24 protein-coding genes are annotated in these 22,317 nt (G+C 65.7%); 10 read left to right on the plus strand and 14 right to left on the minus strand.

Annotated elements, in window-relative coordinates:
• Nucleotides 1-34: 34 nt before the first annotated feature.
• The 3 genes from Verru16B_RS18580 to Verru16B_RS02125 all read right to left on the minus strand — a co-directional run bounded on the left by Verru16B_RS18580 (nucleotide 35) and on the right by Verru16B_RS02125 (nucleotide 3,126).
• Nucleotides 35-883, minus strand: a complete 849-nt coding sequence (locus tag Verru16B_RS18580; RefSeq protein WP_179947403.1) for a hypothetical protein — start codon at nucleotides 881-883, stop codon at nucleotides 35-37.
• 151 nt (nucleotides 884-1,034) lie between these two features.
• Nucleotides 1,035-2,030, minus strand: a complete 996-nt coding sequence (locus Verru16B_RS02120; protein WP_218918803.1) for a purine nucleoside permease — start codon at nucleotides 2,028-2,030, stop codon at nucleotides 1,035-1,037.
• Nucleotides 2,031-2,199: 169 nt separating this feature from the next.
• Complete coding sequence (locus tag Verru16B_RS02125) at nucleotides 2,200-3,126, minus strand: UDP-glucuronic acid decarboxylase family protein (RefSeq protein ID WP_069960743.1); 927 nt, start codon at nucleotides 3,124-3,126, stop codon at nucleotides 2,200-2,202.
• Nucleotides 3,127-3,274: 148 nt separating this feature from the next.
• Between Verru16B_RS02125 and Verru16B_RS02130 the strand changes: the two genes are divergently transcribed.
• From Verru16B_RS02130 to Verru16B_RS02145, 4 genes are all read left to right on the plus strand, one after another.
• Entirely contained in the window at nucleotides 3,275-4,192 is a 918-nt protein-coding gene (locus tag Verru16B_RS02130) for a CPBP family intramembrane glutamic endopeptidase (RefSeq protein WP_069960744.1), read from the plus strand.
• Nucleotides 4,193-4,252: 60 nt separating this feature from the next.
• Nucleotides 4,253-5,629: a YfcC family protein gene (locus tag Verru16B_RS02135; protein WP_069960745.1), complete on the plus strand. Its 1,377-nt coding sequence runs from the start codon at nucleotides 4,253-4,255 to the stop codon at nucleotides 5,627-5,629.
• Nucleotides 5,630-5,642: 13 nt separating this feature from the next.
• On the plus strand, nucleotides 5,643-6,551 hold the full coding sequence (locus Verru16B_RS02140; protein WP_069960746.1) for an alpha-1,2-fucosyltransferase: 909 nt from the start codon (nucleotides 5,643-5,645) through the stop codon (nucleotides 6,549-6,551).
• 182 nt (nucleotides 6,552-6,733) lie between these two features.
• Complete coding sequence (locus Verru16B_RS02145; RefSeq protein ID WP_083270036.1) at nucleotides 6,734-7,477, plus strand: DUF268 domain-containing protein; 744 nt, start codon at nucleotides 6,734-6,736, stop codon at nucleotides 7,475-7,477.
• Nucleotides 7,478-7,523: 46 nt separating this feature from the next.
• Here the strand turns inward: Verru16B_RS02145 and tgt are convergent, their stop codons facing one another.
• A complete protein-coding gene (gene tgt / locus Verru16B_RS02150; RefSeq protein WP_069963559.1) occupies nucleotides 7,524-8,672 on the minus strand; it encodes a tRNA guanosine(34) transglycosylase Tgt in 1,149 nt (382 codons plus the stop codon).
• Between the two features lie 62 nt (nucleotides 8,673-8,734).
• Here tgt and Verru16B_RS02155 point away from each other — a divergent pair, with 62 nt between their 5' ends.
• The 5 genes from Verru16B_RS02155 to Verru16B_RS02175 all read left to right on the plus strand — a co-directional run bounded on the left by Verru16B_RS02155 (nucleotide 8,735) and on the right by Verru16B_RS02175 (nucleotide 11,269).
• Complete coding sequence (locus Verru16B_RS02155; RefSeq protein WP_069960747.1) at nucleotides 8,735-9,301, plus strand: anthranilate synthase component II; 567 nt, start codon at nucleotides 8,735-8,737, stop codon at nucleotides 9,299-9,301.
• 4 nt (nucleotides 9,302-9,305) lie between these two features.
• A complete protein-coding gene (gene nrdR / locus Verru16B_RS02160) occupies nucleotides 9,306-9,788 on the plus strand; it encodes a transcriptional regulator NrdR (RefSeq protein WP_069960748.1) in 483 nt (160 codons plus the stop codon).
• The gene (locus tag Verru16B_RS02165; protein WP_069960749.1) at nucleotides 9,785-10,261 is read left to right on the plus strand and encodes a hypothetical protein; all 477 of its coding nucleotides are present in this window, start codon (nucleotides 9,785-9,787) and stop codon (nucleotides 10,259-10,261) included. Before nrdR ends, Verru16B_RS02165 begins: the two co-directional genes overlap by 4 nt.
• Before the next feature lie 79 nt (nucleotides 10,262-10,340).
• Nucleotides 10,341-10,682, plus strand: coding sequence for a histidine triad nucleotide-binding protein (locus tag Verru16B_RS02170; protein ID WP_069960750.1), 342 nt, complete (start codon nucleotides 10,341-10,343; stop codon nucleotides 10,680-10,682).
• Between the two features lie 56 nt (nucleotides 10,683-10,738).
• Nucleotides 10,739-11,269, plus strand: a complete 531-nt coding sequence (locus Verru16B_RS02175; protein WP_069960751.1) for a glycine zipper domain-containing protein — start codon at nucleotides 10,739-10,741, stop codon at nucleotides 11,267-11,269.
• 167 nt (nucleotides 11,270-11,436) lie between these two features.
• Here the strand turns inward: Verru16B_RS02175 and dprA are convergent, their stop codons facing one another.
• The 4 genes from dprA to Verru16B_RS02195 form a co-directional block, all read right to left on the minus strand.
• Nucleotides 11,437-12,567: a DNA-processing protein DprA gene (dprA, locus tag Verru16B_RS02180; protein WP_069960752.1), complete on the minus strand. Its 1,131-nt coding sequence runs from the start codon at nucleotides 12,565-12,567 to the stop codon at nucleotides 11,437-11,439.
• A gap of 1 nt (nucleotide 12,568) precedes the next feature.
• Nucleotides 12,569-14,140 (minus strand): NAD(P)H-hydrate dehydratase, encoded by a 1,572-nt coding sequence (locus Verru16B_RS02185; RefSeq protein WP_069960753.1) that lies wholly within the window; start codon nucleotides 14,138-14,140, stop codon nucleotides 12,569-12,571.
• A 9-nt stretch (nucleotides 14,141-14,149) separates the two neighbouring features.
• Nucleotides 14,150-14,554 carry a holo-ACP synthase gene (acpS, locus tag Verru16B_RS02190; RefSeq protein ID WP_069960754.1) on the minus strand — a complete coding sequence of 135 codons (405 nt, stop codon included), beginning with the start codon at nucleotides 14,552-14,554 and terminating at the stop codon, nucleotides 14,150-14,152.
• Nucleotides 14,555-14,654: 100 nt separating this feature from the next.
• Nucleotides 14,655-15,419 (minus strand): pyridoxine 5'-phosphate synthase, encoded by a 765-nt coding sequence (locus Verru16B_RS02195; protein ID WP_069960755.1) that lies wholly within the window; start codon nucleotides 15,417-15,419, stop codon nucleotides 14,655-14,657.
• 31 nt (nucleotides 15,420-15,450) lie between these two features.
• Here Verru16B_RS02195 and Verru16B_RS02200 point away from each other — a divergent pair, with 31 nt between their 5' ends.
• Nucleotides 15,451-16,161, plus strand: a complete 711-nt coding sequence (locus Verru16B_RS02200; protein WP_069963560.1) for a VC0807 family protein — start codon at nucleotides 15,451-15,453, stop codon at nucleotides 16,159-16,161.
• A 186-nt stretch (nucleotides 16,162-16,347) separates the two neighbouring features.
• Here Verru16B_RS02200 and Verru16B_RS02205 read toward each other — a convergent pair whose 3' ends face one another.
• The 6 genes from Verru16B_RS02205 to Verru16B_RS02230 form a co-directional block, all read right to left on the minus strand.
• Nucleotides 16,348-17,643 (minus strand): citrate synthase, encoded by a 1,296-nt coding sequence (locus tag Verru16B_RS02205; protein WP_069960756.1) that lies wholly within the window; start codon nucleotides 17,641-17,643, stop codon nucleotides 16,348-16,350.
• Between the two features lie 136 nt (nucleotides 17,644-17,779).
• Nucleotides 17,780-18,508: a LolA family protein gene (locus tag Verru16B_RS02210; protein WP_069960757.1), complete on the minus strand. Its 729-nt coding sequence runs from the start codon at nucleotides 18,506-18,508 to the stop codon at nucleotides 17,780-17,782.
• Between the two features lie 54 nt (nucleotides 18,509-18,562).
• Entirely contained in the window at nucleotides 18,563-20,101 is a 1,539-nt protein-coding gene (guaA, locus tag Verru16B_RS02215; RefSeq protein ID WP_069960758.1) for a glutamine-hydrolyzing GMP synthase, read from the minus strand.
• A 174-nt stretch (nucleotides 20,102-20,275) separates the two neighbouring features.
• Nucleotides 20,276-20,506 (minus strand): FmdB family zinc ribbon protein, encoded by a 231-nt coding sequence (locus Verru16B_RS02220; protein ID WP_069960759.1) that lies wholly within the window; start codon nucleotides 20,504-20,506, stop codon nucleotides 20,276-20,278.
• A gap of 125 nt (nucleotides 20,507-20,631) precedes the next feature.
• Nucleotides 20,632-21,123 (minus strand): 50S ribosomal protein L17, encoded by a 492-nt coding sequence (gene rplQ, locus Verru16B_RS02225; RefSeq protein WP_069960760.1) that lies wholly within the window; start codon nucleotides 21,121-21,123, stop codon nucleotides 20,632-20,634.
• 173 nt (nucleotides 21,124-21,296) lie between these two features.
• Entirely contained in the window at nucleotides 21,297-22,298 is a 1,002-nt protein-coding gene (locus Verru16B_RS02230) for a DNA-directed RNA polymerase subunit alpha (RefSeq protein WP_069960761.1), read from the minus strand.
• Nucleotides 22,299-22,317: the final 19 nt, after the last annotated feature.

The following is a 22,317-nucleotide window of genomic DNA, read 5'->3' on the forward strand; positions in this document are numbered from 1 at the left end:
CGCAGCCGCGACGACGCAACCTGGCTGGGCCGGACTATTTCTGCTCGGTGGGCGCCGGCCGGACCACAGCGCTTGCCTTGGGTGGCGACGGAGGGCAGGCCGGACACATGGCATCGAGCGCGCCCATGTATTTGTCCATGCAGACCGGGCACAGGCCGTGCGAGAAATCCGCGTCAGTCCGCTCGGCGATGTAGACCTCCACCTGCTGCCAGTACCCCTTCTCGTCGCGGATCTTCTTGCAGGAGGCGCAAATCGGGAGGATCCCGCGCAGCGTGTGGATTTCATCCAAGGCCTTCTGCAGCCGGTCGGCCCGGTCACGGGCTATCTCGTACAGCCGGATGTTTTCGATGACCAGCGGGTCAACCGTGCCGGGCTTCAGCGGCTCCCGTTCCACCACCACGTACTGTGATTCGACGACGCCGTTCTTGTTATCAAAGGACTTTTTTAACAGCCGCATCGACTTGCCATGCTTGTCGGCCAGATAATAGAGGCAGAGATTGAGCGGGCAGGCGAGAAACGGATTGTCGCTGATCTCGTGCAATTCCCGATAGGCGTCCACGCCGTAAAGATCGTGCCAGATGTAGTTGCTGCCGGTCTCAGCGGCTTGGACCTCGAGTTTGCCGACGAAGCCATTCCGGACGAATAAGTCGGTCAGCTTGGCCAGGTCGGCCACCTCGCCGGTTTCGGTGAACGCGAATCCGTGGCGGTTGAGGTAATCGATGATTTCCTTTCCGACATCCCGAAGGATGGAAGCCTGGGCGAACGCGTCGTATTTCGTCAGAATCTTACCGTACGAGACCAGCAGTGCCTCATACAACCGCTGCGAGAAAAGAGGCATGGCATCCGCGCCCGCCCCGCCGGGGTTAGGATCGTTGGTTGGCATGCCAGAAATATAAACCATCGGCCCCCATCGCCTTCAATCGTTAAAGCCGTAACGCCGGCCGGTGCCATCGCCGAACACGGCGGGGTTTGAACCGAGCGCAATCCCAGCGCCGGGTGGAGCGCGTTGCCCTCAACGCGCTTCCGGCGCGTGGCTACTTGCCCGGGATAACGTCCGCGTATTTCGCCCAGTCCTTGACGAGCGCGTGCACCACCGGGCTGCCCGTGCGGTATGCCGCCTCCAGGGCGGGCATCATGCCCTGGTACTCGGCCACCATGCTGTCGGCCGCGGTCTGGCCCGTGGGCGGCATCGAGAAATTGCTGCCCGTGCGCAGGAAGAGCACGCGCTGGAAATCCACTTTCTTGAGCGCAGCGAGCCGCTCGAGCGCGTTCGCGATGCCGTGGTCCTCCATGTTCGACATCGCGCAACTGCCCTTGCCGCCGGTGTAGAGCCGCGTCCAGTCGTCGGCCCATTTTTGCAGGGCCGCCCCGTGCCAGTAACGGCAGGAGCCGAAGCTATCGCCGTAGAGCACGCTGGGCGCCGCCTGCGCCGCGGGAAATCCCACATAGAGCGCCCGGTGCGCCTGGGCCTCGAGGGTGTCGTGGAGCTCCACGTTCTTCGTGAGTTCATAGGCCCATTCGACCAGGGCGGGATTGAGCGTCCAGGCCATCGGCTTCGGCGCCCAGCCAGGAATAACCGGCGGGGTCAGCGGCGTCTTGTTGCCCAGCGCCATGATGCCATAGGGCCAGTCCGCCGGGGCCTCGCGAGTGTCGATCTCGTAGGCGATGTCGCCGTCGATGACGTGCCGCGCCCACGCCGCGCTGCCCTCGGTGGCGACGTGCGGGCTGACGCCGGCGATGCCGTTCACCAGCCAGTAGGACTGCGACAGGTCGAAGCGCGGATCGAAGCCGAGCGCCTGGATCTGCAGGCTGGCGCGCACGGTGGTGCCGGACACGACGCCGTAGACCCCTTGGTCATTGAAGTGCACCGGATGATCCAGCCCGGGCACGGTCATGGTCTGCGTGAGTTTCTCGCGCTCAGCCCACAGCTGGAATTCACCCGGCTTGTCGCCCATGCTCATCCCGTACTCGAACGTGACGACGACGATGACCTTGGGGCGGATCAATTCAGCGGCGGACAGGGAAGTCATGACCAAGAGGAGAAGCGGCAGCAGCCGGGACAGGCGTGGGAGGGAGGTGAGCATGGGAAAGGCGAGCAATCGTTATGCCAGCTGTAGGGCGGGATCTCCGAATCCCGCCTCGAACGCGCCACCAGGTTCGAACGCTGGCGGGGTTCGGAGACCCCGCCCTACAACACCCTCACACCTTCGTCTTGAAGTAGGCGATGGTCTTCTTGAGGCCCTCGGCGAGCGGGACCTTGGGTTCCCACTTGAGGTGTTTCTTGGCGAGCGTGATGTCGGGCCGGCGCTGCTTTGGGTCGTCGGCGGGCAACGGTTTGTGGACGATCTTGGATTTGCTCTTCGTCAGCTTCAGCACCTGCTCGGCCAGCTCGAGCATCGTGAACTCGCCGGGGTTGCCGATGTTCACCGGACCGACGGTCTCGGTCTGGTTCATCAGGCGCACGAAGCCCTCGAGCAGGTCGTCAACGTAGCAGAAGGAGCGCGTCTGCGAGCCGTCGCCGTAGACCGTGAGGTCAATCCCTTTGAGCGCCTGGACGATGAAATTGGAAACGACGCGGCCGTCGTTCGGGTGCATGCGCGGGCCGTAGGTGTTGAAGATGCGCACGACGCGGATATCCACCTTGTTCTCGCGGTGGTAGTCGAAGAAGAGCGTCTCGGCGCAGCGCTTGCCCTCGTCGTAGCAGGAGCGGCGGCCGATGGGGTTGACGTTGCCCCAGTAGCTTTCCGGCTGCGGGTGCACCGACGGGTCGCCGTACACCTCGGACGTCGAAGCCTGGAAGACGCGCGCCTTGACCCGCTTGGCGAGGCCGAGACAGTTGATCGCCCCCATCACCGAGGTCTTCGTGGTCTTGATCGGGTTGAACTGGTAGTGCGGGGGCGAGGCCGGGCAGGCGAGGTTGTAGATCTGGTCCACCTCATACTTGAATGGGTCGGTGACATCGTGCCGGACGAACTCGAACTTCGGGTGCTTCAGCAGGTGGGCGATGTTGGACTTCGAGCCGGTGAAAAGATTGTCGAGACAGATGATCTCGTGATCTTGGGCGAGCAGCTTGTCGCACAGGTGGCTGCCCAGAAAGCCGGCCCCGCCGGTGATGAGAATGCGCATGGGAGTGGTGGAAATGAGAGGGAAAGAGATAGCAAGCAGGCAAGGCTTGGCGAGCTTCCAATCGGGGCATCCCCGATGCGGGCCGGGGGTAAACCCCGAGGATTTGCTCTGGCCACCGCGGGGGTCCGGCCCAACCCTGCCCCACCGTATGTCGCCCTTGTCCGGCCGCGTGCCGACCGCCTACCCCCCGCTCGGGCCTGCCGTTTTGTTGGTGCTGGGCGTGCTCTTCCTCCAAGCCGCGGGCGGCGTGCTGATCATGCTGCTGGCCGCCTGGGCCGGCGGGGCGATGGCGGCCGGGACCAGCGCGTTGTACAACCCTTGGAGCCTGGCCGTGATCAACACGCTGGCCATCGGCCTCATCCTCGCCGCGGGCCTCCGGGGCACGGGTGAATCCTTCGCGCGGTTTCTGATCATCCGTCCCTTCGCCCCCGGGCAGGTGCCGGCGGTCCTGCTGACCGCCGCGGGCCTGGCGGTGGTGCTCGGGGAAACGGACAACCTGATCCTGGAACTCTTACAGGCGCTGGGCTGGACGGACGGATTCTCGCCGGATCTGATCGACCTGCCGGGCCAGCCCGTGGGCAGTTTTCTCCTGCTCGTGATCGTGGCGCCCCTCACGGAGGAATACTTTTTTCGCGGCCTGCTCCTCCGCGGGCTGCTCAGCCGGCACCGGGCGCCGGTGGCGATCGGCGTCACGGCGCTGCTGTTCGGCCTCGTCCACGCCAATCTCCGACAGCTCTTCCTCGGCGCGGTCATCGGAGCCGTCTTTGGCTGGTGGTACCTGCGCAGCCGGTCCCTCGGTCCCTGCCTGATCGGCCACGCGGTCTTCAACGCCCTGGCCTGGTTCGCCCTGCTGTTTCCGTCCGAATGGGTGCCGTTCACCCATAATCAACCGGGGACCCTCATCGCGCATCAGCCAGTCTGGTTCACAGTCAGCGGGATCCTCGCCGTCGGGCTCGGGCTGGCCTGGTTTGCCCGGTATCCGGCCAGCCCGCCGCCCGCCCCCCCTACTCCGGACGCAGAGCCACTCCCGCCGCTGTTGGCCCCGCCCCCGGCTCCCTCGGCCTAGCTGCAATCCGGGCCAAACGCCTTGCCTGCGACCACCGCGTTACCTTTCCTCCGTCCACGCATGACTCCCGCCAGCGCACCCCGGGCGCCCGACGCCCTCCTGATCGTCCTGGTCGTGCTGCTGGCCGCGATCGGCCTGACCTGGGTGGTGCCAGCCGGAGAATTCGAGCGCGGCCAGTCCGGCAGCCGGACCGTCGTCGTGCCCGGGACCTACCGGAGCGTCGAGGCGCAGCCCGTGTCCTGGCACGCGGTGTTCACCGCTCCCATGAAGGGCTTCAGCGACAAAGACGCCGCCCAGATCATCGGCTTCGTGCTGCTTATCGGCGGCGCCTTCGCCGTGATCAACGCGACCGGGGCGATCTCGGCGGGCATCCACCGGCTGGTGCGGCTCGCGGGCGATTCGCCGGGCCGGCGGCGGCTGATCATCCCGATGCTCATGATCGCGTTTTCCATCGGCGGAAACACCTTCGGCATGAGTGAGGAGGTGCTGGTTTTCATCCTGATCACGATTCCGCTGGCCCGGCGGCTGGGCTGGGATGCGATCGTGGGCACGGCGATTCCCTTCGTCGGCGCCGGTGTCGGTTTCGCCGGGGCGGCCTTCAACCCCTTCACCGTCGGCATCGCCCAGGGCATCAGTGAACTCCCCCTCTTCAGCGGCTGGCCGCTGCGGATGGCGCTGTGGGCGGTCCTGACCGCCGTCGCGATCCTCTACGTGATGCGCTACGCCGCCCGGATTGAGGGCCGCCCGCCCGCGCCCTCAGCCGGGGATGCCTCCGTGGTGGCGGAAGAGCCCTTGACCGCCCGGCGCGCCGGCGTGCTCGCGCTGCTGGGGGCCGGCATCCTCCTGCTGGTCTGGGGCGTGACCAAATGGGACTGGTACATCGTCGAGATCGCGGGCCTGTTTCTCGCCATCGGCATCGGCGCCGCCTTCGTGGGCGGGCTGGGCGCCAATCCGGCCGCGCAGGCCTTCGCCTCCGGCGCCCGCGACATGGTGACCGCCGTGGTGGTGATCGGGTTGAGCCGCAGCGTGCTGCTCGTCATGCAGGAAGGCCGCATCGTGGACACCCTCCTGCACGCCGCCAGCCAGGCCGTGGGCGGGCTGCCGGCCGTGCTCTCGGTGCAGGTTATGTTCGCCGTCCAGTTCGGCCTGAACTTCGTGGTGCCCAGCGGCAGCGGCCAGGCCGCGTTGACCATGCCCATCATGGCCCCGCTTTCCGACCTCCTGCACATCCCGCGCCAGGCCGCCGTGCTGGCCTTCCAACTCGGCGACGGGTTTTCCAACTTCGTGATGCCCACCAGCGGGGTGACCATGGGGGTGCTCAGCATCGCCCGGATCCCCTTTGGGACTTGGTTGCGCTGGGTCGGCTGGCTCCTCGTCTGGCTGGTCGCGATCGGCATGGCGTTCCTTGCGCTCGGGGTCACGGTCGTGCGCTGGTAAACCCCGTAACACCATGTCGCCCCCCTCCCACTCGCCGCGCCGGGAAGTCTGCGTGAAGCTCAGCGGCCGCCTGGGCAACCAGATGTTCCAGTACGCCACCGGCCTGGCGCTCGCCCGCCGGATCGGCGCCACGCTCACGCTGGATGGGGCCCCGCTGGACTCGCCGGCCAAATCCCGTGTTCAGATCATCCGGAGTTTCGCGCTGACGGAGCCCTGCTATCACTCGGGCACGAGCGTCGCCGAGCGCCTCAGCCGGTTCCTGGCGCGCTCGTGCGGCGTGCCACGACCACCCTTCCGCAAACACGGCCTGCCCATCGTCCATGAGACCGGCCTGGCGTACGATCCCACGGTTTTTGAACACAACGAGGGCTGCCACCTGATGGGCCGCTGGCAGTCGGCCCGCTATTTCGAGTCCGTGGATGGCGAGATCAGGAAAACCTTCGATCTCGGCCGGCATGCTGGCGCCGGCGTCCAGGCCCACGCGGAGTCGATCCGTCGCGAAGTCCTGCCGGTGGCGGTGCATCTGCGCCGCGGGGACTACGCCACGAACCCGCGCACCCTGAGCCGCTTCGGCCTGTGCACGCGGCCGTATTACGATGCCGCCCGCCGCCACCTCGAATCGGTTGCCCAGCCGTCGCACTATTTCGTTTTTTCCGACGACCCCGCGGCCGCGCAGGCGGAACTCGCGGGCTGGACCAACACCACCTTCCTGTCCGGCCACACCGCCGAGGAAGACCTGTGGCTGATCGGCCAATGCCGGCAGGCCATCATCTCCAACAGCACCTTCGCGTGGTGGGGTGGCTGGCTGATCCCCCCCTCGCCCGGGAAGATCATCGTCGCCCCGAAACAATGGTTCGCCGCGGCGATGCAACAGCGCAAATCACCCCGGGATATCTACTGCCCCGACTGGGTGCAGGTCTGAGCCGGGATGCTCCGCGGATAAAGGCCGACTCGATCCGCGTTCATCTGCGTCATCCGCGGAACAGCCTTGGTGCTGCGTATGCCATCACGGCAACTGATTCCTAGCCGGGCCATGGGCCCTCGCCATCGACGTTTCCTAGCTTGCCAGCCTCGGGCCAACGACGATTTTCAACCGCAACACCCATGAAGAAGGCCCTCAGCCGGATCCGCGGCATCCCCCAATACCTCGCTGACTTCGTCACCCTCCGCGGACAGGCCGGTCGCAGTAAGCACGTCTTCCCCTTCGGCACCTTCAAGCCCAAGCCCGGTGATCGCTACGGCCTGAATGGCGACACGGCCCGCGGCCAGTATTTCCACCAGGACTTCCTCGTCGCCCGCCGCATCTTCCTGAACAACCCCAAGCGCCACCTCGACGTCGGCTCACGCGTGGCCGGCTTCATCGCCCACGTCGCTTCCTACCGCGAGATCGAGGCCATCGACATCCGGCCGATGAACAAGGTGCTGCCGAACATCAAATTCCTGCAGGCCGACCTGATGGCCGACCTGCCCCCCGAGTTCATCGCGTGCTGCGACTCGCTGTCCTGCCTGCACACGATCGAGCACTTCGGCCTCGGCCGCTACGGGGACCCGGTGAACTTCGAGGGCCACCTGCTCGGCCTGGAGAACCTGCGCAAGATTCTCAAGCCCGGCGGCAAATTCTATTTCTCCACGCCGATCGGCCCGCAACGCATCGAGTTCAACGCCCACCGCGTGTTCAGCGTGGCCTACCTCGCCGACCTGCTGGAGCGGGATTACACCATCGACCATTTCTCCTACGTGGATGACCGGGGCGACCTGCACGAGGACGTCGGCCTCACCCCGGCCCTCCGCGCGAACAGCTGCGGCTGCCGCCGCGGGTGCGGCATCTTCGAGCTGACGAAGAAGTGAGTGGAGTTTGATGCCTGGCCAGGGCTGCAACACCTGTGGCCGTAACTTACTTCCGCTGCGCGGCCGCCTCGCCCGCCTCAAACCGCTCGACCCAGGCGCGGTGCCACGGGCCGAAATCGCCCGCCTCGATGTGCGCGCGGGCCTGAGCCATGAGGTCGAGGTAGAAATGCAAATTGTGCAGCGTGAGCAGCGTGCAGGCCAGGATCTCGTTGGCCATGACCAGATGCCGGAGGTAGGCGCGGGTGAATTTCCGACAGGTGTAATTGTCCAGGCCCTCGACGAGCGGCGCCGGATCCGCGCGGTAGCGCTCATTGCGCAGGTTGATCAAGCCGTCCGGCGTGAAGGCCGCGCCGTTGCGCGCCACGCGCGTCGGGTGCACGCAGTCGAACATGTCCACGCCCAGCGCGATCATCTTCAGGATCTGCGGCGGCGTGCCGAGGCCCATCGTGTAGCGCGGCTTGTCCGCCGGCATGAACGGCGTGGTGGCGCCCACCTGCTTCAACATCTCCGGCTCGGGCTCGCCTACGCTCACACCGCCGACGGCATAACCCGGGAAATCCAGCGCGGCGAGCGACTCGGCCGCCTCACGCCGCAGGTCGTCAAAGGTCGAGCCCTGGGCGATGGCGAAGACGTGATGGCCGCCCGCCAGGAACCCGTTGTCGGTGGCGATCTGCTTGCACTGCTGCGCCCAGCGGTAGCTGCGGTCCACCGCGTCGCGACACGCCTCGCGGGTGCACGGCCAGGGCGGGCACTCATCGATGACCATCGCGATGTCCGATCCCAGGTTCGCCTGGATCGTCATGACCTCGCGCGGACCGAGGAACAGCTTCGACCCGTCCAAGTGCGAGGAGAACGCGATGCCGTCGTCCCGGATGTCGCGGAGCTTGGCCAAGCTGAACACCTGAAACCCACCGCTGTCTGTCAGGATCGGGCCGTCCCACCCCATGAATTGATGCAATCCGCCCAAATCCCGCACCAATTCCGACCCCGGGCGCAGGTTGAGGTGATAGGTGTTGCCGAGGATGATCTGGGCGCCGGTCTCCTTGATCTGCGCGGGGGTCAGCGACTTGACTGTGCCTTGGGTGCCAACCGGCATGAAAATCGGGGTCTCGATCGGGCCGTGCAAGGTCTGCAAACGGCCTCGCCGGGCGGCGGTCCCTGTATCGGTCTTTAACAATTGAAAGTGGCTGCTCATCGCGTCGCCCACCCTGCCCGCAGACTTGACCGGCTGTCAATGGCCGGGTATGGTCACCAAAAGTGCTGCTAGTCATAGACAACTACGATTCCTTCACCTTCAATCTGGTCCAGTATTTCGGCCAGCTGGGGGTAAGCATGCAGGTTTTTCGCAATGACGAGCTCACGCCCGCCGCTGCCGAACGCCTGAACCCCGACCGTGTGCTCATCTCGCCGGGTCCCTGCACGCCGTCCGATGCCGGTGTAAGTCTCGACATCATAAAAACTTTCGCCGGCAAGAAGCCCGTGCTCGGCGTGTGCCTCGGTCACCAGGCCATCGGCCAGATCTTCGGCGGCAACGTCATCCGCGCCCCGCGCCAGATGCACGGCAAACTCTCGCCCATCACGCATACCGGCCGCGGTGTGTTCCAAGGACTGCCCTCCCCCTTCACGGCCACGCGCTACCATTCCCTGATCGTGGAGCGGGCCAGCCTGCCCGACTGCCTGGAGATCACGGCGGAATCCTCCGACGGCGAAATCATGGGCCTGCAGCATAAACAATTTTCCGTGCACGGGGTCCAATTCCACCCTGAATCCATCGCCACCGAAGGCGGGATGCAGATCCTGAAAAACTTCCTCACCCTCAACTGACCCCATGCGCTGCCCCAAATGCACCTCGATTGAGGACAAGGTGATCGACTCCCGCATCGCCCGCGACGGCAACTCCATCCGCCGCCGCCGCGAGTGCCTCGAGTGCGGCCACCGCTACACCACCAACGAGGAGTTCGTCCGCGACACCCTCGTCGTCGTCAAGCGAGACGGCCGCCAGGAACCCTTCCTCCGCGAAAAGCTCCTCGGCGCCATCCGCGCCGCCTGCCACAAGCGCCCCATCGACAACGAGCAGATCACCATGCTGGTCGAGGATGTGATCGACGCGGTCGAGGCCCGCTACGACACCCAGGTCCCCACCCAGGCCATCGGCGAGCACGTCATGCAGCGTCTGCGCAAGATGGACCAGGTGGCCTACGTCCGCTTCGCCTCCGTCTACAAGGAATTCCGCGACGTCTCCGAATTCGTCCACGAAATCAGCAGCCTTGCGCCGGGCGGCGCCGGTGCTACACCGAAGACCAAGAAATGACGCGCTCCCCGCAACTGCGCCGGCTGCACTTCCTCAACGCCCTCTTCGCCCCGCTCACCGGGCACGATCTCTACCTGGCGCAACAGATCGACGACGCCATCGCCACCACCCTCGGCGAGGCGGAACAGCGGACGCCATCCGACCCGGCCTTCATCGCCGCCACCGCCCGCCTGTTTGAGAAGCTGTGTTCCACCCAGCCCCAGCACGGCTTCTTCCACTGGGATGCCGGCGCGGACGACACCGGCGCCAGCCCGCTCTTCACGCGCGCTGGCCTGATGACCGGTCTGAAGCTGCTGGCGCCCTTCGCCGAGTCCACGCTGCTGGTCACGAATCTCCGCACCGCCCACTGCCCGCCCGAGCGCCGCTGGACGGGCCGCCGCCAGCGCGACTACGACGACTCGCTCGCCCTCATCCGCGACCTCGCCGCCGCCCGCACCCGCCGCAGCGCGAACCTGAACCTCCTGTTCCTGTAAACCACAGAGACACGGAGGGCACAGAGCAAACCGGTTTGGTCTCCGTGCCCTCCGTGTCTCTGTGGTTCAAATCCAGATCATGAAAACCCTTTTCCAGAAGATTATCGACCGGGAGATCCCGGCCAAGCTGGCGCATGAGGACGAGCACTGCATCGCCATCCATGACATCAGCCCGCAGGCGCCGGTCCATGTGCTGGTGATACCCAAAAATCTGATCCCCCGGGTCGGCGAAGCCACCCCGGCCAACCAGGCGACGCTTGGCCATCTGCTGCTTACGGCCGCCGCCCTGGCCCGGAAACTGGGGATCGCCGATACCGGCTACCGGCTCGTGATCAACAACGGCCGGGATGGCGGGGAGTCCGTGCCCCACCTCCACGTCCATCTCCTGGGCGGGCGGCCCCTGGGCTGGCCGCCGGGCTGAAACCCGGGGGAACATTCGCCGTCTCCTGCCGGTCTGAGCCCCAGACCTGTATTTCCATGAATAACCATCGTCATTTCACCGCCCTGAGCGCCGGGTCCGCCCTGCTCTTCGGCGCCTTCTTCAACACCGGTTGCCAGACCGACAGTTCCAACACCGAGCGCGGCGCTCTTGGCGGGGCTGTGGCCGGCGCCATCGTCGGCGGCATCATCGGTCACCAGTCCGGTGACCGCGACAAGGGCGCCGCCGCCGGCGCCGCCGCCGGCGCCATCATCGGTGGCGTCGCGGGCAACCGCGAGGACCGCCGGGTCTCCGAGATCCAATACGAGCGCCGCATCGCCGAGGAAGCCCTCGCCAAGGAGCGCGCCCAGGAGGATGCCCGCCGCCAGCGCATGATCGCCCAGGGCAAGACGGTCGAGGACCAGGAAATCCTCGCCGCCCGCCAGCGCGCCGAGGCCGCCGAGGCCGAGGTGGCCCGGCTCAAGGCCGAGGAGGCCGACGCCCTCAAGCGCGCCAAGCAGCTCGAGGAATTCCGCGCCCGCGAAGCCGCCGCCAAGGCTGAGGCTGAGCGCATTCGCAACGGCGAGTAAGAACACGGTCTTCCCCTTGGCCTTCAGTCCCGGTTCGCCGGGACTTTTTTGTGCCTGCCGGCATCCACCAACGCACCCGGATTGGTGAATGCTAGTTCGGTTATGCCGCAGGGTCGTCGCTTGCGCCGAGCCTACGGAAAACACCAACCGAATTAAAACGCCTGGAGTCAGCTCCTCGACTCGAAGGTCCCGTCGGCCCGCTTCACCACCAGCTTCTTCAACTCGAGCATCATCAGGGCGGCCGAAACCTCGGCCGAGCCCAAGCCGGTGGCCGCGATCAGCGCATCAATCCCCTGCGTTGCCCCGCCCGCGAGCGCGCCCAGTACGCGGCCTTCCTTCTCGTCCAGTTGCGGCAACAACAACTCCAGCACCCGGGGTTCCCCCGCGGTCTCGATCGCCTTCGGCCGCAGTCCGTCGAGGTAGCTCAGTTCGGAAAGGATGTCGTCCACGCCGGTGAGCAGGGTGGCCCCGTCGCGGATCAGTTGATGACAACCCCGGCTCGTCGCCTGGTCGATCCGGCCTGGCACGGCGAAGATCAACCGGCCCTGTTCGCCGGCAAAACGCGCCGTGATCATGGCCCCGCCCGACTCGTCGCTCTCCACGACCACCACCGCCTCGCTGATGCCGGACACGATCCGGTTGCGCATGGCGAAGGATTGGCGGTCGGCCTTTCGCCCAAAGGGAAATTCCGCGAGCACGGCCCCGGTCTCGGCGATCTGCCGATAGAGCCCGAGGTTTTCCGAGGGATAGATGATGTCGATCCCGGTGCCCAGCACCGCGGCCGTCTTGCCGCCGACGGATAACGCGCCTTCGTGGGCGGCAGTGTCGATGCCGCGCGCCAGCCCGCTCACGACGCAAAAGCCGAGGCGCGCCAGGTCGGCGCCGAGTTTCTTGGCGACCGACTGCCCATAGAGCGTGGTGCGCCGGCTGCCGACGATGGCGATGCAAGGTTGCTCAAACAGGTAAGGTCCCTTCCGATAGAGACCGATCGGGGGATCATGGATCTCCCGCAGCATTTTGGGATAACCCTCATCCCGCGTGGTGATGAACACCGCCCCGGCCTGTGCCAGACGCTCTTCCTCGCGCGGCAGGTCGAAATGGGTGCGCCAGGCAAGGATGGCCGCGCTCGTCTCCGGACCAACTCCGCGCACGGACTCGAGGCGGCGTTTGTCCGCGGTCAGGATTTCCCGCGGGTCGCCCCCAAACTCCGCCAGCAACCGGTTGAGCGTGATGGGGCCGATGTTGGGCAGGTCGTTCATCACCATGAACGCCTGCCGCTCGGTAAGGGTGTCTGCCATTTCAGGGATGGAGCGCCGGCCCGAGCTGCTCGAGGGTTTCCGATAGCTCTATGGCGACCTGGCCCCGGGCGCGAGCCAACAAATCAGCCGCCCGTCCGTGCCAGACCACCCCGCGGCACGCCGCCAGCAGCGGGTCCGCTGGCGACTGCGCCAGCAACCCGCCGATCAGACCGGCGAGGATATCCCCGCTCCCGCCCCGCGCCAGCACCGGGCCGCCGAAAGGGGAGTAGTAAGTAGGGCCGGTCTCAGACCCGCCCGAGTTACTCACGATGCGGGTCAAAGGCCCCTTGAGCACGGTGACCACATCTCCGCTGCCCGAGGCCGGTCGAAGACCGGCCCTACCCCCGATCCGCTCATATTCGCCTGCGTGGGGCGTGCAGACCACAGAGCGGCCTTGCGCAGCCGCCAGCACTTCCGGCCGCAAGGCATCGGCATCGAGCACCAAGGGAATGGCCGACATGCGCCCAATCGCCACCATGGTCTCGATCACCTCCGGCTCTGCACTCATGCCCGGACCCATCAGCATGGCGGTGGCGCGCGACTGGCGGGCCTGGATCAGGTCCACTGTTCCCCCGGCCAGGCCGCCGGCGGCGGTTTCCGGGCAACCCACCCACATGGCCTCGGGGTGGCGGGCCGCGTATTCCGGAGCCAGTCGCTCGGGCACGAAAGCCGTCACCAATCCCGCCCCACTGCGCAGCGCCGCGCGCACGGCCAGCACCACCGCGCCCGGATAGCTGCGCGAGCCACCCACGACGAGTAGATGGCCGAAGGTACGCTTGTCCGTCTGGGACGAACGCAAGGCCGCCAACGGGGCCAGTATATCCTGAGTCAGCACGTAGTCTGTAGCCGGGCTCGCTGACCCCGGACAACCGGGCCCACCGAGCTTGGCTACAGGGTCGAAGAACCCCAAATCCAGATACCGCAACCTGCCCACGGACGCGGCCGCCGCCGACAGCAAAACCGGCTGTTTGACGATGCCGGTGGCATAGGTGAAATCCGCCCGGAAAACCGTCGGAGCGTTCGTCTCGCCCACCCCGCTGGGCAGATCCACGGCAGCCCGGAACCGGATGGCCGGGTGCGCGTTCACCGCGTGGATGAGATCTGCCGTCGCGTCATCCATCGGCGGGCGGAATTGGAAACCGAAGATGCCGTCCAGGCAGAGGGCGTAACCCGGGGCGAGCAGGCCCGGAGCCCCTTTAGCCACCAAGCGCGTTGCAGCACGCGGGCCCACACTCGACCGCAAATCAGCCAGAGCCCGTGCCGCCAGCGGCCGCAGGGTTGTTTCGCCGAAGCAGAACACCACTTCGGCGGTGGCCGCCGGGATGGCGGTCAACAACGCCCGCGCCGCGAGCAAAGCATCGCCGCCATTGTGGCCCTTTCCCACCAGCACCAGGATCCGCGCGTCCGCAGGCAAGCCGCCGATCTCCTTGAAATCCTCGGTGATCGCCGCCGCGAGGGCGAGTCCCGCCCGTTGCATGGCTTGCCATTCGGCGGCCTCGTCCGGCAACCGGCCGGCCTCCCACGCCTTGGCCGCGGCGCAACTCAGGACCGGGTGGGATGGCACGCGATCCATGGCTGGCCTTCAGTGCCGGACCAGTGCCGCGACCGCCATCGCGTGGGTGTCGATGTGCGAGAGGGTCAGCATCACGTGGGTGGCGCCGACCTCCGCCAGCAGGGCCGTGGCCTTGGCGTCGAGGCGCACGAGCGGTTCGTGGCGGCTGCCGTGATAAACAGAAACCGAGGTCCACTCGAGGTGCTCGCCAATGCCGGTGGTGAAGCACTTGGCCACCGCCTCCTTGGCGGCCCAGCGGGCGGCGTAATGCTTGTGGGGAAACTTGAGGCCGTTGCAGTACGCCTGCTCCTCCTCGGTGAACACGCGCTTGAGGAACCGGTCCCCGTGGCGCTTGAGCACGCTGTGGATGCGCTCGGTCTCAATGAGATCACAGCCCAGACCAATCAGAATGCCACCGGGAGGAAGGGAGATCATGGGGAAGTAGCGAGCAGTGAGTAGCGGGTAGAGAGTAGAAAGGCAACCCGAGTGGAAGTAGCGTGATGCTCGCTACTCACTACCCGCTACTCGCTACTCCTCAAGCGTTCATCAGCGCCTTCATCGTGCGCACGGCCTCGGCGATGCCGGTGAAGAGGGCGCGGCTGATGATGCTGTGGCCGATGTTGAGCTCATGCAGGTGCGGGATGGTCCGGACCTCGGTGATGTTGATATAATTGATGCCATGGCCGGCATTGACGACCAGGCCGAGGGCGTGGCCCTGCTCGGCGCCCGCGACGAGGCGGGCGAGTTCGGGGCCGCGCCCGGGCAAGTGGTAGGCGTTGGCGTAGGCGCCGGTGTGCAGCTCAATCCACGGCGCCCGCAATTGCGCGGACATCGCAATCTGCTCCGGGTCGGGGTCGATGAAGAGGCTGGTCTTGATGCCGGCGGCGTTCATGGCGTCGGTGACGCGGGCAACCTTGTCCCGGTGCTTCACCACATCGAGACCGCCCTCGGTGGTGATCTCCTCGCGGCTTTCCGGCACGAGGCAGACCGAATGGGGCCGCAACCGCAGGGCCAGTTCGGTCATGGCCGGGGTGCAGGCCATCTCGAGGTTCAGCCGGGTGGAGTGGGATGCGGCCAGCAGGCGCACGTCCTCGTCCTGGATGTGACGCCGGTCCTCGCGCAGGTGGACGGTGATGCCGTCGGCGCCCGCCTGCTCGCACAGGCCGGCGAGGGCCACCGGGTCGGGCTCCACGAGGCCGCCAAAGCCGGCGTCCACCTGCCGGTAGCGGGCCTGCCGGAGGGTGGCAGCATGATCGATGTTTACGCCGAGGAGGAGCATGAGGGGAAGGTTGACCAACATGGGCCCGGTGCTTCTCCTTGGCAAAAGCGAAATGCCCTCCCCCGCCGCCACACCGCCCCGCAAAGAAAACCTGCTGCTGAACCTCGCCTGCACCGTGGCGGCCCCGGCGATCATCCTGTCGAAGCTGAGCGACCGCCTGGGCGCCCGGAACGCCCTGCTGGTGGCCCTCGCCTTCCCCCTGGCTTACGGGATCTACGACCTGATCAAGCGCCGGAATTTCAATTTCATCGCCGCACTGGGCTTCACCAGCACGCTGGCGACCGGCGGCCTGGGCCTGCTCCGGCTCGACCCGTTTTGGTTTGCCGTCAAGGAGGCGGCGGTGCCGACGCTCATCGGGCTGACCGTGCTGGTGTCGCAATGGACCAAGAAGCCCCTCGTCCGCACCATGATGTTCAACGACCAGGTGATCAACGTGCCCAAGGTGGAGGAGGCCCTCGACCGCCGTGACCAGCGACCCGCCTTTCGCGAACTGCTCAAAACCTCCAGTTGGCTCCTGGCCGGCTCCTTCGCGCTGAGCGCGGTGCTGAACTTCGTGCTGGCGCGGATCATCATCACGGCCATGCCGGAGACCCCGCTGTTCAACGAGCAGCTGGGCCGGCTGACCTGGGTGAGCTACATCGTGATCATGGTGCCCAGCATGGCGGTCATGATCTATGCCCTCTGGCGGCTGTTTAAGGGCCTGCAGGTGCTGACCGGCCTCACGCTCGACGAGATTCTGCACCAGCCGGCGGAAAAGAAGTAGGGCAATTGCCATTTAGATCGAAACCGTAGGGGCGGACCTTGAGTCCGCCCACGAACGAAGGTCGTGGTCAAGCCACGCCCCTACAGAAGACACAAGGAAGGTCGAACAGCGGAGATCGGTCCGCCAAAAGAAAAAGGACGGGATCAGTGATCCCGCCCTTGCGACAGTAAAACGTCGGCTCGACGCTCAGGTGCGTTTACCGATCAGCACGTAGTCGCGCTTGACGGGGCCGACGTAGACCTGGCGGGGACGGTAGATACGGCCCTTCGGGTTGGAGGCGACTTCCTTCCAGTTGGCGATCCAGCCGGGGGAACGGCCGATGGCGAACATGGTGGTGAAGAGCTCCGTCGGGATGCCGAGCGCGCGCATGATGATGCCCGAGTAGAAATCGACGTTGGGGTACAGCTTGCGGGCGAGGAAGTACTCGTCGTTCAGCGCCGAGTGCTCGAGGCGCTTGGCGATGTCGAGGAGCGGGTCGGTCTTGCCGAGCTTGTTGAGCACGACATCGCAGGCGTGGCCGATGATGCGGGCGCGGGGGTCGTAATTGCGGTAGACGGCGTGGCCGAAGCCCATGAGGCGGTTGCCCTTCGCGCCGGACTTGGCGGCGGCGATGAAGCGCGTGCCGTCGTCGCCCTCGTCGTGGATGGACTGGAGCATCTGCATCACGGCCGAGTTGGCGCCGCCGTGGAGCGGGCCGGAGAGCGCGCAGATACCGGCGGCCAGCGAGGTGAAGAGATTGGCGCCGCTGGAGCCGACCATGCGGACGGTCGACGTGCTGCAGTTCTGCTCGTGGTCGGCATGGAGCAGCAGGATGAGGTTGAGCGCGCGGGTGACCTCGGGGATCAGGGCGTATTCCTGATACGGCTCCGAGAACATCAGGTGCAGGAAATTGTCGCAGAACGGGATGTCCTTCGGGTAGTTGAAGGGCAGGCCGTGGCGGTAGCGGTAGATGCCGGCGACGATCGTGCGGATCTTCGAGATGGCCATGGCGGCCGTGAGGTCGAAGTTCGCGAGATCCTTCTCGAAATTATTGGTGGCGAGGTGCGGGTAATACGCCGCCATCGAGCTCACGATGGAGGTGAGCATGCCCATCGGCGGGGCCTCGCGCGGGAAACCCTCGAAGATGCGCAGCATCTGGGTGTCGATGGCTGCGTTCTGGCGCAGGAGCCGGCCAATGCTGAGGCGCTGCTTCTGGTTGGGGAGTTCGCCGTAGATGATGAGGTAGGCCGTCTCGACGAAATCGGACTGCTCGGCCAGCTGCTCGATGGGGTAACCGCGGTGGCGCAGGATGCCGTTGTCGCCGTCGAGGTAGGTGATCGCGCTCTCGCAGGAGCCGGTGTTGCCGTAGCCCTGGTCGTAGGCGATGTAGCCGGTGTCGGCCCGGAGCTTGCGCAGGTCGATGGCCTTCTCCCCTTCGGAGCCGGTGATGATGGGGTAGCTGATTTCCTTGCCGTCTAGTTTGATTTGGGCGTCGTTGGGCATACGGGGGTGGTAAAAACAGAGCAGAAAACGGGCCCATTGCAAAGCAAAGCAGCCGGCTCAAACCGCCGCGGGACAATCATTAGCCCGCCCCCTTGGTCCCGGTAGGAAATGTAACGCCCGGGCCGGGCCGTCCGGGTCAGTTGGTCTGCAGCGAGGGGACGCTGAAGGTGTCGGCGGCGAAGACCTCGTTGACCTTCACCTGCTCGAAAACGATGGCGGTCACGCTGCCGTTGGGCGCCTTGTTGATCACGCGCCGGGGAAAGCGGATGCCGTTCACGAACAGCTCCCCTTCCTCGCGGATCTCGCCGCCGTTCTCCGTCTCGGTCTTGACGAGCTGGCCGGTGGCCTTGTCGAAGGAGCGGATGAAGACGATGGCGGCGCCGTGGCGGAAGGTGAGCTGCACGCAGGCCCGGCCGTCGATCGTCGACTCACCCGTGACCGCGACCTCGCAACCGGGCATGTCCCGGATCGCGTAAAAGCTGAGATTCTCGAGCGTGTTCGCCCGCAGCCGTTTCACCTGCGTCGCGTCCAGCAAGGTGACCTGCCATTGGAGCGGGTTGGCGGGATTGGTGCGCTTTTGCCACGCATCGTAGCCATCCAGGGCCGTGGCCTCGATCACCTGCGGACCGCTGACCGTGATCTTCTGCTGGTAGGGTTTTTGAAAAATGATGTCCGTGGGCAGCTTCTTGCCGTCGGCCAGCTCCAGCGTGCCCGTGAAATGCACGCTTTTGACGGCATTCAGGGCCTGGTCACCGCCCAGGAAGGTCCGGGCCTTGGCAATCCAGGCATCCGCCGTCTGCGCGCCCAGGGGGGCGGTGGCAAACGCGAGCAGGCCGGCCAGGAGGGTGAGGTGACGGGTGTTCATACGGGGGTTAGGACCGCCAAATTTGGGGCGGGTGCCGGGGTTCGCAACGGCAATTTACTCCCATTCGATGGTCGCGGGGGGCTTGGAGCTGATATCGAGCACGACCCGGCTGACCCCACGGACCTCGTTGGTGATGCGGCTGGAGATCTTCTGCAGGATGTCGTGCGGGATCTTCGCCCAGTCGGCGGTCATGGCGTCGATGCTTTCCACGATCCGGAGGGCGATCACGTAGTCGTAGGTGCGCTCGTCGCCGAACACGCCCACGGTCTTGACCGGAAGGAACACGGCGAAGGACTGCCAGACCTTCCAGTAGTGGCCGGACTTCATCATCTCGTCCTGCAGGACGGCGTCGGCCTCGCGCAGGATCGCGAGCTTGTCGGCGGTGATGTCGCCCATCACGCGCACGCCCAGGCCGGGGCCGGGGAACGGCTGGCGCCAGACGACCTCGCGGGGCAGGCCGAGCGCGGCACCAACCTGGCGAACCTCGTCCTTGAAGAGCTCGCGAAGCGGCTCGATGAGCTTCAGCTTCATGCGCTCGGGCAGGCCGCCGACGTTATGGTGGGTCTTGATGAGCGAGGCGGGGTTGCCCTGGATGGAGACGGACTCGATGACATCCGGGTAGAGCGTCCCCTGCCCCAGGAACTGGGCGCCGCCGATGGAGCGGAGGGATTTCTCGAAGACCTCGACGAAGGTGCGGCCGATGATTTTCCGCTTGGTCTCGGGCTCGGAGACGCCCTTGAGTCGTTTGAGGAACAGCTTCGACGCATCCACCACTCGCAGGTCGATCTTGAAATTCCGCTTATACAGCGCCTCGACGTATTCGCGCTCGTCCTTGCGGAGGAGGCCGTTGTCCACGAAGACGCAGGTGAGCTGCTTGCCGATGGCCTTGTGCAGGAGGGCGGCGGCCACGGAGGAGTCCACGCCGCCGGAGAGGCCGAGGAGCACGCGGTCCTTCCCCACCTTGGCGCGGATGTCAGCCACGGCGTGGGCGATGAAATCCTTGGTGGTCCAATCCTGCTGCGCGCCGCAGACCTTCACGAGGAAGTTGCGGATCATGTCCACGCCGCGCTCGGTGTGGAAAACCTCGGGGTGAAACTGGATGCCGTAGAAACGGCGCTTCGGGTCCTCGATGCCCGAGAACGGCGAATTGTCCGAGACCGCGGTGGCAGTGAAGCCGGGCGGGAGCTTGGTCAGCTTGTCGCCGTGGGAATTCCAGATGCGCAGCTTCTTCGGCAGGCCGGCGAAGAGCTTGCCCGGCCGCTTGATCGTGAGCTGCCCGAGGCCGTATTCCCGGGCCTGGCTGAGGGCGACCTTGCCGCCGAGAAAGTAGCCCATGAGCTGCACGCCGTAGCAGATGCCCAGGACGGGCACGCCGAGCTTGAAAATCTCGGGATCGGGGTGCGGGGCGGTCTTGGCGTAGACGCTCTGGGGGCCACCCGAGAGGATGATGCCGACGACGCCATCCGCGCGGAGCTGGGCGGCCGGCGTGCTGAAGTGGTAGATCTTCGAGTAGACCTGACACTCGCGGATGCGGCGGGCGATGACTTGCGTCAGTTGCGAACCAAAATCGAGAACGGCGATGGTCTGTGCCATGCGAAGTTATGGGGCGCGGGGCGCGGGCGAATCAATCCGAAAGGCGGGATAGGGCCTTATCTTCTGTAGGGCGGGGTCGCCGAACCCCGCCTTCAGGTCCGATGTAGGGTCGGCGCTTGTGGCGACCCTACCCAAGCCGGCGGGATTCGGCGATCCCGCCCTACAGTTATGAAGCTAGAACTTCAGCCGCGTGTTCACGTGGCCGCACTTCGGGCAGGGAACGGGGTCGGCGCCCTTTTTCTCGGTGTAGAGGTGGTCGCAGCGGATGCAGTGGAAGGTGATCTTACGGCGTTCCGCGTCGTAAAACGCGCGGTCCCGGCGGTCGTAATAGACCCACAGAAAGCCGAAACCGCCCAGCACCAGGAGACCGTAAAGGATGACGTCGAGGGTGTAGCCAGGGGACATGGGAAGGCGAAGGAGGAGGGTCAGGCAAAGGCGGCCCGGCGCCAAGGGGAAATAAAAAACGCGCCGACCCGGAGGTCGGCGCGTGGAGAGTGGCCGGGAAGGTCGGACCGGGGTCCGACCCACCATCAGGCTTTCGGGGCCTCGGGAGCGGCTTCCGCGGCGGGAGCGGCGGCGGCCGGCTTGGCCTTCTTGGCGCCCTTCTTCTTGCCCTTGGACTTGGAGTAACCCGTGTCCTCGGCACCGACGAACTCGATCAGGGCCATCTCGGCGGCATCGCCGATGCGCTGCGGGCCGAGCTTGTAGATGCGGGTGTAGCCGCCGGTGCGCTTCTCGAACTGCTTCACCTTCTCGTTGAAGAGAATGGTGACGGCCGCCTCGTCGCGGATGTCGGTGAGGGCGATGCGGCGCAGGTGGATGGCGTCCTTCTTCTCGGTGGCGGCCGCGGCCTTCTTGGCCTTGGTGATGACCTTCTCGATGAAGGGACGGAGGGCCTTGGCCTTGGTCAGCGTGGTCTGGATGCGACCGTGGCGGATGAGGCTGGCGCCCATGTTGGAGAGCATCGCTTTGCGGTGCTCGCGGGTGACGCCGAGGGAGGCGTGGTGTTTATTGTGACGCATGGTGTTGTTTTAGATTTGGTCCCCGATCGGCAATCCGGTCGCAGCGTTGGGCGGCAGCGGACGGCGCGAGGACCTGGATTCAGTAGTGAGTAGTGAGTAGCGGGTAGCGAGTAGAAGAACAGCGGGCGGAGCGTGATGCTCCCTACCCGCTACTCGATGCTCGCTACTTCCGATTAGGCTTCCTTCTTCGTGTCGAGGAGGCGCTCGTCGAACTTCATGCCGAGGGACAGGCCGAGGGCTTCGAGCTTTTCCTTGATCTCGTTGAGGGACTTCTTGCCGAAGTTGCGGTACTTGAGCATCTCCTGCTCGGTCTTCATGGCGAGTTCGCCGACCGTGGTGATGTTCGCGTTGTTCAAGCAGTTCGCCGCGCGGACGGACAGCTCGATCTCGTTGACCGACATGTTGAGGAGCTTGCGGAGCTTGTTCTGCTCCTCGGAGACCTCGGCGGCGACGCTCTCGAACTCGTAGGCTTCCTGCGAGACGCGGTCGAACACGTCGAGGTGGTGCTTGAGGATCGAGGCGGACTGCTTGAGGGCGTCGTCCGGGGTGATGCGGCCGTCGGTCCAGACCTCGAGGACGAGCTTGTCGTAGTCGGTGATCTGGCCCACGCGGGTGTTCTCGACCGCGTAGCGGACGAGGCGAACCGGGGAGAAGAGGGAGTCGATCGGGATGACGCCGATGGCCTGCTCTTCCTTCTTGTTGTTCTCGCCGGGGCAGTAGCCGCGGCCGGTCTTGATCTCGATCTCGGCCTCGAAGGCCTGCTTCTTGTCGAGGGTGCAGATGACCTGGTCGGGGTTGACGATCTTGATGTTGGCGTCGGCCTGGATGTCGGCGGCGGTGACCGGGCCTTCCTTGTTCACCTTGAGGCTCAGGCGCACGGGCTCGCGCTTCTCGGAGACGATGAGGACCTTCTTGAGGTTGAGGACGATGTCGGTGACATCCTCGACCACGCCGTCGACGGACTGGAACTCGTGGTTCACGCCCTCGATCTTGATGGAGCTGATGGCGCTGCCCTCGATGGAGCTGAGGAGGATGCGGCGCAGGGAGTTGCCAATGGTGTGGCCATAACCGGCCTCAAAGGGCTCGGCGATGAACTTGGCGTAGGTGGACGTGGCGCCCTCCTCGATCTTGGTGAGCTTGGAGGGAATTTCGAATTTTCCGAGACGCTTGGGCATGGGATGGGAGATTTGAGTT

It is taken from the genome of Lacunisphaera limnophila (genome assembly GCF_001746835.1).
GTDB lineage: Bacteria > Verrucomicrobiota > Verrucomicrobiia > Opitutales > Opitutaceae > Lacunisphaera > Lacunisphaera limnophila.